This window comes from Mesorhizobium sp. M1409 (assembly GCF_040317535.1).
In the GTDB taxonomy this organism is placed as follows: domain Bacteria; phylum Pseudomonadota; class Alphaproteobacteria; order Rhizobiales; family Rhizobiaceae; genus Mesorhizobium.
Map to the genome: position 1 here is coordinate 1 of NZ_JAMYKV010000094.1, position 11199 is coordinate 11199.

At 63.1% G+C, this 11199-nt stretch carries 16 protein-coding genes; 11 read left to right on the forward strand and 5 right to left on the reverse strand.

Going from position 1 to position 11199, the window contains the following annotated elements; all coding sequences use genetic code 11:
• Positions 1–100 precede the first annotated feature (100 nt).
• Both NKG99_RS34340 and betI read right to left on the reverse strand, forming a co-directional pair.
• Positions 101–859, reverse strand: a complete 759-nt coding sequence (locus tag NKG99_RS34340) for an SDR family NAD(P)-dependent oxidoreductase (RefSeq protein ID WP_352873847.1) — start codon at positions 857–859, stop codon at positions 101–103.
• Positions 860–983: 124 nt separating this feature from the next.
• Positions 984–1622 carry a choline-binding transcriptional repressor BetI gene (gene betI, locus NKG99_RS34345; RefSeq protein WP_352873849.1) on the reverse strand — a complete coding sequence of 213 codons (639 nt, stop codon included), beginning with the start codon at positions 1620–1622 and terminating at the stop codon, positions 984–986.
• Between the two features lie 83 nt (positions 1623–1705).
• Between betI and choX the strand changes: the two genes are divergently transcribed.
• Positions 1706–2644, forward strand: coding sequence for a choline ABC transporter substrate-binding protein (gene choX / locus NKG99_RS34350; RefSeq protein WP_352873850.1), 939 nt, complete (start codon positions 1706–1708; stop codon positions 2642–2644).
• The gene (locus NKG99_RS34355) at positions 2641–3465 is read left to right on the forward strand and encodes an alpha/beta fold hydrolase (protein WP_352873852.1); all 825 of its coding nucleotides are present in this window, start codon (positions 2641–2643) and stop codon (positions 3463–3465) included. The genes choX and NKG99_RS34355 overlap by 4 nt, the downstream gene beginning before the upstream one ends.
• On the opposite strand, the gene NKG99_RS34360 is transcribed toward NKG99_RS34355, so the two are convergent.
• Positions 3462–4232 carry an NIPSNAP family protein gene (locus NKG99_RS34360; protein WP_352873854.1) on the reverse strand — a complete coding sequence of 257 codons (771 nt, stop codon included), beginning with the start codon at positions 4230–4232 and terminating at the stop codon, positions 3462–3464. The two genes, NKG99_RS34355 and NKG99_RS34360, sit on opposite strands and share 4 nt — an antisense overlap.
• 95 nt (positions 4233–4327) lie before the next feature.
• On the opposite strand from NKG99_RS34360, the gene NKG99_RS34365 reads away from it, so the two are divergent.
• From NKG99_RS34365 to NKG99_RS34405, 9 genes are all read left to right on the forward strand, one after another.
• Positions 4328–5008: a TetR/AcrR family transcriptional regulator gene (locus NKG99_RS34365; RefSeq protein WP_352873856.1), complete on the forward strand. Its 681-nt coding sequence runs from the start codon at positions 4328–4330 to the stop codon at positions 5006–5008.
• 152 nt (positions 5009–5160) lie between these two features.
• Positions 5161–6294, forward strand: coding sequence for a metallophosphoesterase (locus NKG99_RS34370; RefSeq protein WP_352873857.1), 1134 nt, complete (start codon positions 5161–5163; stop codon positions 6292–6294).
• A 223-nt stretch (positions 6295–6517) separates the two neighbouring features.
• A complete protein-coding gene (locus tag NKG99_RS34375) occupies positions 6518–7171 on the forward strand; it encodes a glutathione S-transferase family protein (protein ID WP_352873858.1) in 654 nt (217 codons plus the stop codon).
• Positions 7172–7722: 551 nt separating this feature from the next.
• On the forward strand, positions 7723–7932 hold the full coding sequence (locus NKG99_RS34380; protein WP_010915421.1) for a cold-shock protein: 210 nt from the start codon (positions 7723–7725) through the stop codon (positions 7930–7932).
• A gap of 362 nt (positions 7933–8294) precedes the next feature.
• Entirely contained in the window at positions 8295–8519 is a 225-nt protein-coding gene (locus tag NKG99_RS34385) for a hypothetical protein (RefSeq protein WP_352873859.1), read from the forward strand.
• On the forward strand, positions 8519–8926 hold the full coding sequence (locus NKG99_RS34390) for a hypothetical protein (RefSeq protein WP_056593642.1): 408 nt from the start codon (positions 8519–8521) through the stop codon (positions 8924–8926). Before NKG99_RS34385 ends, NKG99_RS34390 begins: the two co-directional genes overlap by 1 nt.
• Before the next feature lies 1 nt (position 8927).
• On the forward strand, positions 8928–9092 hold the full coding sequence (locus NKG99_RS34395; protein WP_352873860.1) for a hypothetical protein: 165 nt from the start codon (positions 8928–8930) through the stop codon (positions 9090–9092).
• A gap of 4 nt (positions 9093–9096) precedes the next feature.
• A complete protein-coding gene (locus tag NKG99_RS34400; protein WP_352873862.1) occupies positions 9097–9477 on the forward strand; it encodes a YkgJ family cysteine cluster protein in 381 nt (126 codons plus the stop codon).
• A gap of 329 nt (positions 9478–9806) precedes the next feature.
• A complete protein-coding gene (locus NKG99_RS34405) occupies positions 9807–10418 on the forward strand; it encodes a LysE family translocator (RefSeq protein ID WP_352873864.1) in 612 nt (203 codons plus the stop codon).
• Positions 10419–10442: 24 nt separating this feature from the next.
• On the opposite strand, the gene NKG99_RS36115 is transcribed toward NKG99_RS34405, so the two are convergent.
• Together NKG99_RS36115 and NKG99_RS36120 are read right to left on the reverse strand one after the other, a co-directional pair.
• Positions 10443–10607, reverse strand: coding sequence for a nuclear transport factor 2 family protein (locus tag NKG99_RS36115; protein WP_502911098.1), 165 nt, complete (start codon positions 10605–10607; stop codon positions 10443–10445).
• Entirely contained in the window at positions 10604–10729 is a 126-nt protein-coding gene (locus NKG99_RS36120; protein WP_502911097.1) for a hypothetical protein, read from the reverse strand. Before NKG99_RS36120 ends, NKG99_RS36115 begins: the two co-directional genes overlap by 4 nt.
• Positions 10730–11199: the final 470 nt, after the last annotated feature.

Below are 11199 nucleotides of genomic sequence, written 5' to 3' on the forward strand. Positions count from 1 at the left end.
ACGCCATCACAGACGGCTTCGTTCTCGCCTCGCAAAATCAACCCGAAGCAAATGTGTGCGCACGCTAGCCCACAAGGGGAGAAGGCAAGGGCTCTTCCTCTCACCCCGCCGTATACCCACCGTCGATGGAGAAGATACCACCGCTGGTCCAGGCCGCCTCGTCGCTTGCCAGATAGACCGCGATGCCGGCCAGATCGTCGGGGCGGCCGATTCTGCCGAGCGGATAGCTGCGCTCGACATAGGCCTTCAGTTCCGCCTTCGCCTCGGCCGGCAAATTGTCGACTGTCTTGCGTCGCATGGCTGTGTCCACCGTGCCGGGCGCGATGGCGTTGACGCGGATGTTGCGCGGCCCAAGTTCGAAGGCCAGCGATTTGGTCAGCGAGTTCAACGCGCCTTTCGACAGGGAATAGAGGCTCGACGGTCGCTTCGGGATCATCTTGTTGGCGAAGTAGGACGAGATGTTGATCACCGATGCGCCGGCCGCCAGATGCGGCAGCAGGCCCTGGGTGAGGAAGAACACCGCCCCCACGTTGAGCGCGAAGGATTGCTGGAACTGCTCTTCGCTGACAGTTTCGAAGGGCACCAGGAAAGCCACCCCGGCATTGTTGACGAGGGTATCGACAGGCCGGCCGGATTTTTTCACATGCTCGACGATGGCCGCGATGCCGGCCGAGGTGGCGAGGTCGGCCGACAGAGTCTCGACGATGCCGCCGAGGTGGTTGCGGGCGGCGTCGAGCTTTTTGGTGTCACGGCCGACGATCAGGACGTCCGCTCCCTCGCGCGAAAAGGCCTCGGCGATCGCCAGGCCGATACCGTCCGACCCGCCTGTGACCAGCGCGCGCTTGTTGTGAAGTCTCATTGGACGCTCCGAGGGATTTCTGCCTCACCGAGAGCACCGTACATTGGCGGCTGCGGTCAAGCCGTTAGCCTATCCCACGGTATGAACTTCGACCGCTGGCGACCGGTAGGCCAGCCGGACCGGTTTACGCGCCGACGGTCGCAAGCTCCCGCAGGGCCAGCCGCCCCGCGACATAATTCTTGACTTGGCGGACCGCCTGTTCGCGCGAGACGCTGCCCGGCTGCAGGCCGAGCCGCAGCCAAAGCCCGTCGATCAGCGCAGTGACGCCAAGCGCGATGTCGTCGGCATCCGTGGGCGAGGCGAAGCCACGCAGGCCCGACAAGAGATTCGAGCGCATGCGTGCGTGGATCACCCGCTGGATACGCGCCATCTTCTCGTCGCGCGGCACCTCGGCGCAGAGCGAAAGCCAAGCGTGGCAGAGAGGAGGCTGGAACAGATGCTCCTCGAAATTGCCCTCGATCACCGCATCCATGCGCTCCATCGGCGTATTCGCCCGGCGAAGCCGCGCGATCACCGCCTGGCACAGGACGGCGTTGGCCTCGCGCATCGCGTGCTCGAACAATTCCTGCTTGTTGCGGAAATAGTGCAGCACGATCCCCTTGGAGGCTCCGGCCTGGGCCGCCACCTTTTCCAGGGTGGCGCCGGCAATGCCTTCGCGCTCCAGCACCGCGAAGGCGGCCTGCCGCAGTTCCTTGCGGCGTATCTCACTGAGACGCTTGAGTTTCACGGGTTCGGTCCATGCATTGAGAATCCACGTTGACATTTTCGCCCGCTCAGATCAAGAATTGACCCATGGGACAATAAAAAGACCAATTGGTCAATTTGATGACAATGAGGAGAACCGAAATGTTCCGCATCCTTGCAAATGGCGTCTGTCTTGCCGCTTTGGCGTTGGCCTCTCATGCGGCCCAGGCGGCCGAGGCCGAGCAATGCAGGACGGTCCGCATGGCCGAGCCCGGCTGGAACGACCTTGCCTTCACCACGGGGGTAGCCAATGTCCTGCTGGAGGCGCTCGGCTATCAGCCGCAAAGCCAGGTTCTTGGCATCAACGTCATTTACGAGGGTATGAAGAACAGGGATCTCGACCTGTTCCTGGGGTACTGGGACCCGGCGATGGTCACCTATTATGAGCCCTACAAGAAGGACGGTTCAGTCGAGAATGTGCGCGTCAACCTGGAAGGCGCCAAATACACATTCGCCGTGCCGACCTATGTCTGGGACGCAGGCGTCAAGGACATCTCCGACCTGCACAAGTTCGCCGACAAGTTCGGCAAGAAAATGTACGGCATCGAGCCCGGCTCCAATCAATTGATGATGGACGCCATCGCCGATCCGGCCTTTGGCCTGGATGGCTGGCAGGTGGTCGAGTCGAGCGAAGCCGGCATGCTTTCCGAGGTCGGCTACGAGATCAAGGAGAAGCAGTTCATCGTCTTCCAGGGCTGGGCGCCGCACCCGATGAACACGATGTACGATTTCAAATATCTGACCGGCGGCGACAAGTTCTTCGGCCCGAATTTCGGCGCCGCGACGGTGACGACGCAGGTGCGCAAGGGCTATCCGCAGCAATGCCCGAACGTCGCACAATTCCTCGGGAATCTCGTCTTCGATATCGATTTCGAGAATGTCGGCATGGGCTATCTGATCAATGACGGCATGAAGCCGGAGGACGGGGCGCTGAAGGCGATTGCGCTCAACAAGAACCGCCTCGATGCCTGGCTCGCCGGCGTCACCACCTTCGACGGCCAACCTGGCCTTGCCGCCGTCAAGGAAAAGCTCGGCCTGTGAGGTCGGCGGTGCTGGATGCTTTGCCGGACCAGGACGCCTGGGCTGGCCGCAAACAATTCGTCACTGTCGGCGATCTTGACATCGCCTATGTCGAGATATCAGGCACCGAGCCGGCGCTGCTGTTGGTGCACGGCTTCACCGACACCAGCCGCGGCTTTTCGCTTCTTGCGCCGCATCTGGCCGGCCGCCGGCTGATCATGCCGGATCTGCGCGGCCATGGCGCCTCGCAAGCGGGCAAGAGCTACGGCATCGCCGATTTTGCCGGCGATATTGCCGCGCTGATCCAGAGTTTACGGCTCGACCGGCCGGTCGTCGTCGGCCATTCGCTGGGCGCCATGGTGGCTATCGCATTGGCTGGGCGACACAAGGAACTCATCGGCGGGCTGGTGGTCCTGGCCGGCACGTTGAAGCCCGATTTCGCGCCGGATCATCCGCTGGTCGCCGGCGTCCAGGCCTTGCGCGACCCGATATCGCCGGCCGATCCGTTCTATGCCTGGTGGCATGCCTGCCGGCCCGGCGTGCCCCCGGCCTTTCTCGCCGGCCTGGCGAAAGACGCCTCCACGATGCCGTCATTTCGCTGGCGCGCGATCCTTGAGGAAATCCGCCGCGCCGATCTGACTGATGCGGCGCAAGCCGTGCAGGCCCGGACGCTGATCGTCGCCGGTGCGTGCGACCCGCTGTTCGGCGAGGCGCACCAGCAGGCATTGCTGCGCGCGCTCCCAGAAGCCGCCTTCGTCCGGGCCGAGACTTGCGGCCACAACCCGCATTGGGAAGATCCAGCCCTTGTCGCGAACGCCATCATCGAAGCGTTTGAAGTCTAATGCCCGACCAGCGATCGCGAGGTGGGCGACAGCCGCAATGTCTCCGTTGGTTTGGTCAGGCCGAACTGTGCGGCCTGCCACGCCGGCGAGGCAGCGAGGGCGGCTCTGTGGCGGGCATGCGCCTCGACGCTGTCAAATCCCATGACGCTGATGAAGACGTTTTCATCAGCCCGTACCGGCAGCCGTGGAAAACTGTTTTCGGCATGCTCGGTGACGAAAGCAGCGAGCAGGCGTGCGCCTTGTGCCGTCATCAGCGGCGCTATTTCGGCCCCGAAGCGCTCGGCGAAATCAACCTCTGTGCCGGGCCGCAGATGATGAATCTGGATGACAACGATGCCGGTCGGCGGCTTGTTTCGAATGGACTTTTCGTCAACGGCCAGACTTGGCCGCCGCGCACCCGATAGGTCGAAGCCGGCGCCCGGCCACGCGGGCTTGAGCAGCAGCACGTCGTCGGAATCGATCATTGTCTCGTTGGCCGCATGGCTGTGCGCCGCCCAGACCGGACCGCCATAGAAAGCTGCGAGAGCATTTTTGCGCGCGTCCATGCCGTCGAAGCCGCGCATCCAGACGAACATGTCCGGGCGATCGAGATCCCGGAACTGGCCGATGATGGTCATGCCGGCGTCCTCCTGGCCCTCGATCAGCCTGCCGTCGAAGATGTCGATGAGCGTATCGCGCCGGCCGGGCTTCAGCGTGTACTGCCTCAATTCGACGACAGGCGAGGCGAGCACCGCGGGCTTCGGCTCGGCATTCAGTAGCATGCTCATCCAACTCTTCTCAAAAACAGGGTGATCATCCTGTTTATAAACAGACCGGTTGTCCTGTTTTGTCAATATGCTAGAGTTCGGCAATGTCAGCAGAGATGAACGTTCGATCAAAACAGCGCCCACGAAAACGCATCAACGACCCTGACGGCATGCGCAAGAAAGTGCTCGATGTCGCCGAGGTCGCGTTCCAGGCGCGCGGCTATCACGCCTCCAGCCTCGGCGATCTGATGGCGGCGGCGGGCGTCAGCGGCGGCGCGCTGCATCACCATTTCCCGACCAAGAAGGCGCTGGCGCTGGCGGTGATCGACGAGCGTGTGGCGGCAGCGGTCGAACAGACATGGATCGCGCCGGTGCTGGCGGCTGCGTCGGTGCGCGAAGGCGTGCGCGCGGTGTTCGAGGCCGTGGCGGCGGAACTGGAGCAGCAGGGTTTCGTGCGCGGCTGCCCGCTCAACAATCTGGCGCACGAACTGTCGCTCGCCGATCCCGATTTCCGGATTGCCCTTGCTGGTATTTTTGCCGGTTGGCGGCGGGCGATTTCGGACAAGGTGCGAGCCGATCAGCAGGCGGGCAGAGATGAGGGCACGGATCCCGAGCGCTTCGCCGCGCTGGCGGTCGCCGCCTATTCCGGGGCGATGTCGATGGCCAAGACGGCGCAGGATGCGAGCGTGCTGCGGGATTGCTTGGCGGGACTGGAGCGGAGCGCGCTGTCGTCATCGCAGGGCGGACTGGCAGCCAGGCGACGCCGCAGGGTGCTGCTGCGACCGAGAACCGTTTGATGTCGCAGCGACAGGGAGATATCAACGCGCCGCTTTGACTTGGCGCTCCGGCTCTAGCTACCGCGCCAGTGGCTTGATCGTCCTATAGCCGATGGATGGTGGCAAGGAGAGGCGCTGGACGGCCGGCCGCTCGCCATGCTGAAATTCACCTCATGATGAATCGCCGTTCGCCTGGATTGGTTTCCCGTCGCAGCTTTTTGGCGCGGGCAGCAGGATTTGCCGCGGCCGGCGCCTTGTCGCGCCCGGCATTCAGCCAGACCGGCCAGCGCGTCCAGTCCATCGACGCCACTTTCCTGTTCATCGCCGATGTCCATGCCTGCCGCATGGCGAGCGGCTTGAGCCCCAACTGCCTGCAGGAAGGCAAGACCGACGCGGCGCTGCTGCGCAACGTGGCCGTGCTCAACGGTCTCGTCGACAAGGACTGGCCGGCCGAGATCAACGGCGTCGCCACCGGCCTGCGCTCGGCGGCCCGCCGCATCGGCACGCCGCTCGGCCTCGTCGTCGGCGGGGACATCACCGACGACGGCGGCGGCCAGATCACCCAGCCCAGCGAGGGCACCCAACTGCTCCAGTTCAGCCAGCGCTACCAGCAGGGCGTCGGCCCCGATCGCGTCCACATGCCGGTCTATGTCGGGCTCGGCAATCATGATCTCGACCAGAACGGGCCTTCGCGCCATGTCGACTGGTACCGGCGCGAATTGCGCGATTATGTCGAGGTCAATCATCGCGCCGGCGTGTTTTTCAAGCCGCCGGTGCCGGCTACCGACTATGATATCGATACCGACTGCTATTCCTGGGACTGGGGCGGCCTGCAACTGATCCAAACGCATCGTTTCGCCGGCGACACCGGCCACGGTGCCGAGAGCAGCCTGCCATGGCTGAAGCAGGATCTGGCGACCTATGCGGCGGACGGTCGTCCGGTCATCCTGTTCCAGCACTATGGCTGGGACACTTTCTCGATAGAACGCTGGGATGCCGCCAAAAGGCGCTACGATGATGACGGCGCTGGCGCGCCGCATTGGTGGAGCGAGGCCGACCGGCAGGCGCTGCTGGCGGCGCTCAAGGGCTACAATGTCGTCGGCATTTTCCATGGCCACCAGCACGACACGCCGCTGATCTATCGCAGGGATGGGCTCGATCTGTTCAAGCCGAAGGCTGCCTTTATGGGAGGTTTCGCGCTGGCCAGGGTGACCAGCGACGGCATGGACGTGGTGCTGGGCGAGGCGACCGGTGATCATGGCGAGGTCGCCTTCACCAATGCTTTCAGCAAGGGCTGGAGCACATGAAAAAGACGGCCCTCGCGGCCGCCTTCCCCGCATCTCCTGGGAGTTTTGAATTCGGAGGAATTCATCCGCGGGAGGCTAACGAGCCGCCGTCGGTTAGGTTCCAGGCGTCGCCCGGGCGGCGGATCAGGTCGTGCTTTAGCCTCCCCGAGGCAAGGTTGGCGAGCTAGGCTGTGACCAAGCGCCGACCAAAGGATTGCAGGTGATCGTGCGTGCGGGGAGAAAAATGGCTGAATTCACACTCTTCATCGGCAACAAATGCTTTTCCTCATGGTCGCTGCGCCCATGGGTGGCGATGAGGCATCTGGAGATCCCGTTCGAGGAGGGTTTCGTGCGGCTGCGCACGCCGGAGACCTTTGCCAATCTGGCGAAAGTGTCGCCGACCGGCCAGGTGCCCGTCTTGAATCACAATGGCAAAATCATCTGGGAAACCCTTGCCATCCTTGAATACCTGGCTGACCTGTTTCCCGAGAAAAAACTCTGGCCGGCCGACATCGACGCCCGCGCGCTGGCGCGCTCGGTGGCGACCGAGATGCATTCCGGTTTTCGCGAGGTCCGCTATGGCTGGCCGATGAATTTGCGCAGGCCGAAGGGCCACAAGCCGCTCGACGCCGAGGGCGAACTACAGCGCGAGCGCATAGAGACGATCTGGCGCGAGTGCCGGGAACAATACGGCAAGGGCGGTCCCTTCCTGTTCGGCCATTTCACCGCGGCCGACGCCATGTATGCGCCGGTCGTCACCCGCTTCGACACCTATGGCGGCACGCTTGCGCCGGATACGCGAGACTATGTCGACGCCGTTCTTGCCACCCCGGCGATGCGCCATTGGTATGCGGAAGCGGCAAAGGAGACATGGCCGGAACCCGGCCCGGACGAATGAGCTTCTTCCCTGGTCTGGTTGCCGGAGTGTGTTTCGAAGACTAGGAGACTGTCGCATCCGCGTGATGTCGCCGGCAAGGTCCGGCTGGAAGCCGCGGCTCGGCGCCGCCGGGGAGGATGCCGGTCAGCCGGTTCTCCATACAAGAACGCCCCTCGCACGTTTTATTGTACGGGAGGCGTCCTGTGTGTCAGCGTCCCTGAGATCGCTCTCTGAAACTGCTGACACTCTTAAATGCACGGGCGCGAAATTGGTTCCCCGAAGGCTGCTATTTTTTGAGGGAACAGGGGGCGCCTTGGTTTCCGTGCCGGATCCGCGGGCGAATGGACCCTTGCCAGACAGCGTTTGCATCGAATCTTGGTGAGAGGAAAACCAGAAATTGACACGACCCCAAAAGAAGTCTACAAGCACCTCGTCGATATTTGTTTGACTGACTTTTGTTATCCGCGCTTTCGAGCGCGCCTTTGACGAACTTCCCACATCAAAAATCGGGACAAACGACGTTGTGCATCCGCATGGCGTCGAACGAATATTTGCCATGGAAAGGGTTCGTCATGAGCACCGGCACAGTTAAATGGTTCAACGCCACCAAAGGTTTTGGTTTTATTCAGCCTGACGACGGCTCTGCCGACGTTTTTGTCCACATCTCGGCCGTAGAGCGCGCCGGTATGCGCGACATCGTCGAGGGCCAGAAGCTCGGCTACGAGATGGTCCGCGACAACAAGTCGGGCAAGATGTCCGCCGACCAGTTGAAGGCGGCCTGAAAAAAGAATTCAGCTCTCCCGGTGACCACGGATGTACTGGCACCGGTGAGTAGCGAATTCGGGCGCATGGCCGCGGAGACCTGAGTTTCCACGGCATGCCATGCGCATGAGAAGGGCGTTCCGTGCATCCCCGTGCATCCTTTTGGATGTCACCTGGTTGCGCGGCGCTCTCATGAAGGTCAGGCGGTGCCTGGCCTTTTTCATTTTGCGCGTTTTGCCGCCGAAAATGCGCTGCGCGCCGGCCTGGACGTGCTAAGGGACGCTCCAGCAATTTGAATCCGCTGCCGTATTGCTTCGTGCATGGTCCTGATCGAAGAACCGGTCTCGCTCCATCGGCACAGGCTCCTGACAGGAGAAAGATTTTGACCGCTCATTCGAAGACAGTCGAACAGGCCGTGTCCTTGTTCAGCAAGACGCAAACCCAGTCGATGTCGCTCAACCGCATCAATTCCGAGCGCGATGCCGTCAGCGAGGCGCGGGAAGCCAAGACCGCGCGCCTGCGCGAATTGCGCCTGGAGAAGGAGGCTGATGAGATGGCAGCGGCCGCGGCGCTCGCCGCTTTGCCGAAACGGGCCGGAAGACGCTGATGGCTACCAAGCGCGTGCCTCCGAAACTGATCGCCGCCGACTCGACCATCGCCGACGTGGTCGAAGGCCTCAATAAGCCGGTCGAATATGTGCGCCGGGTGCTGGAAAAGCTGGAGCGCTGCAAACGCGCCCATGGCGATGCCCAGGTGCGGCTCGGTGTGCGCGGTCGCGCCGAATGCCCGAACTACCTGATCGAATATGTCCGCGAAGACGCCAAGACCCATGAGCGCGTGACCCATCAGGACGCCGCCTACAGCGGCAGCACGCATCGCGAGCTCGCAGTGCACCACATCGCGGAAGTCAGAAACTGGTCGCCCGAGGAAATGAACATCACGGCGGTTTCGGCGCTGATCGGCCGCCTGCGCAATCCACGCGCACCATCATCGCGCTTCGTCGACGAGGACTGACATGGCCATAAAATTCTCCACCAAGGACCAGCCGGCAGCCCCGGCCGCCGCCGCGAAGCCGGCCAAGCCGGTTGCCGCGCCGAAAGGCGATGGGGCCGCCGAGACCGCGACCGATCTCTTCAAGTCGCCGGCGGATTCGCCCAAGGGCAAGACAAAGAAGAAATAGCGCCTTGCCGCAAGACGCCGATCGCGATCCTGCCGCGCCGGGGCTGTCTGCCCTGGTGGCCGCCGCAAGCCTTTTGTCGTCGCAACGCAGTGCCGCTGCTCCCTTCGACTGCCAGAGCTGCGGCGCCTGCTGTTCCTATTCGGCCGAGTGGCCGCGCTTTTCCACCGAGGACGACGCGCAGCTCGACCGCATCCCAGAAAAATATGTGGCGGCCAATCTGTCCGGCATGCGCTGCGAGGGCGTGCGCTGCTCGGCGCTGTGCGGCGAGATCGGCAAGTCGACCGCTTGCGGCATCTATGAACTCCGCCCGGATGTCTGCCGCGCCTGCATGCCTGGCGACGACGATTGCCTGATGGCGCGCCGGGCACACGGATTGCAGGTGTAGCTGCCAATCTCCCCCACATTGGCAGGGCAATCGCATGTGGATTCTTGCGAAGAGGACCCCCACCCTAGCCCTCCCCACAAGGAGGAGGGAATGCTGCCGCGCGCTCTTCTCCAATTCCTTTGGCGTCGAAACGTCGGCAGTTTGCCGATGTTAGCGCCTACGGAAGTCTCCCTCCCCCCTTAGGGGTGGGGGTACTCGTAGAGCGAGGCCTCGGCCTCCCATAAGCGATTGCCCTACCCATAAGAGGGAGATCACATTCTCTCCCCGTCTTGTGCGCCACTGTCCGGCCCGATACCTTCCCGGCGGGCAGGGCGCCGGAGGAAACCATCGTGAGCATCGAATTTCTATTGACGTCGCTGATCGTCGTGGCTTCGCCTGGCACCGGCGTTCTCTACACGCTGAGCGCCGGCCTGTCGCGCGGCGCGCGGGCCTCGATCATCGCCGCCTTCGGCTGCACGCTCGGCATCATCCCGCATATGGCCGCCGCCATCACCGGCCTTGCGGCGCTGCTGCACACCAGCGCGATGGCTTTCGAGACGCTGAAATATCTCGGCGTCGCCTATTTGCTCTACATGGCCTGGAACACGCTGAAGGAAAAGGGTGGCCTGAGCGTCGAACAGGATGTGACGCCGCGCTCCGCACGCAAGGTGATTGCCACCGGCATCCTCGTCAACGTGCTCAATCCGAAACTGTCGATCTTCTTCTTCGCCTTCCTGCCGCAATTCGTCAGCACCACCGAGCCCAACGCGCTGTCGAGGATGCTGGAGCTCAGCTCGGTCTTCATGCTTTTGACCTTCGTGGTTTTCGTCGGCTACGGCATCTTCGCCGCTTCGATCCGCAGCCATGTCGTGTCACGGCCAATGGTGCTGACCTGGATGCGCCGAAGCTTCGCCGGCGCCTTCGTCATGCTCGGCGCAAAGCTGGCGCTGGCCGACCGGTAGAAACCGGTCAGGGATCGGCTGGCGCTACCCCTCGACGATGCGGCCGCCCGCGACACGCATCAAATTGACGCCGCGCAGCGAGTTGCCGTCCGCCATGCGGTAGCGCCAGCGGATCGTCGCCCGGTCGCCAGCGACGAAGGTCTCTTCGAGGTCGAAGCGCGTGCCGAGTCCGTCGCGATCGCCGATCACAATTCGACACAGGCGGCCTTGCCGGCGTGGCGGGCACCGTCCGGCGCCAGCGTGGTGTTCTCGATCACGCAGTCTTCCGCCACCAGTCCGTCTAGCGGCGACGGGTCGTGGCGCTGAAACACGTCGTTGAAGGCACGTATGATTTCGGCCGTTTCGGCGGAGCGCCGAGCCGTTGGGCAACGCGCGGATGCCGCCGTCTGACGACCGACAGAGGCGCGGCGACCGAGGTCGCCCCAAACAAAAAGGGCGGCATCTCTGCCGCCCTTTCCGTAGCTGAAAGCTGATGGAAGCGTGGATTAGAAGTCCATGCCGCCACTCAAGCCCGCTTGCGGGCTTGAGCAACTTGGATTCATGGGCGAGCTTTATGGACTTCTTAGAAATCCATGCCGCCACTCAAGCCCGCTTGCGGGCTTGAGCAACTTGGATTCATGGGCGAGCTTTATGGACTTCTTAGAAATCCATGCCGCCCATGCCGCCCATGCCGCCGCCGCCCATGCCGCCAGGCATGCCGCCGCCAGCCGACTCCTTCTTCGGAGCCTCCGCGATCATGGCTTCGGTGGTGACCAGCAGGCCGGCGACCGAGGCCGCGTCC

Coding starts and splice junctions, on each gene's coding strand:
- NKG99_RS34340 (WP_352873847.1), bottom strand. CDS start 859: ATGAGACTTCACAACAAGCGCGCGCTGGTCACAGGCGGGTCGGACGGT.
- betI (WP_352873849.1), bottom strand. CDS start 1,622: ATGTCAACGTGGATTCTCAATGCATGGACCGAACCCGTGAAACTCAAG.
- choX (WP_352873850.1), top strand. CDS start 1,706: ATGTTCCGCATCCTTGCAAATGGCGTCTGTCTTGCCGCTTTGGCGTTG.
- NKG99_RS34360 (WP_352873854.1), bottom strand. CDS start 4,232: ATGAGCATGCTACTGAATGCCGAGCCGAAGCCCGCGGTGCTCGCCTCG.
- NKG99_RS34365 (WP_352873856.1), top strand. CDS start 4,328: ATGAACGTTCGATCAAAACAGCGCCCACGAAAACGCATCAACGACCCT.
- NKG99_RS34370 (WP_352873857.1), top strand. CDS start 5,161: ATGATGAATCGCCGTTCGCCTGGATTGGTTTCCCGTCGCAGCTTTTTG.
- NKG99_RS34375 (WP_352873858.1), top strand. CDS start 6,518: ATGGCTGAATTCACACTCTTCATCGGCAACAAATGCTTTTCCTCATGG.
- NKG99_RS34380 (WP_010915421.1), top strand. CDS start 7,723: ATGAGCACCGGCACAGTTAAATGGTTCAACGCCACCAAAGGTTTTGGT.
- NKG99_RS34390 (WP_056593642.1), top strand. CDS start 8,519: ATGGCTACCAAGCGCGTGCCTCCGAAACTGATCGCCGCCGACTCGACC.
- NKG99_RS34395 (WP_352873860.1), top strand. CDS start 8,928: ATGGCCATAAAATTCTCCACCAAGGACCAGCCGGCAGCCCCGGCCGCC.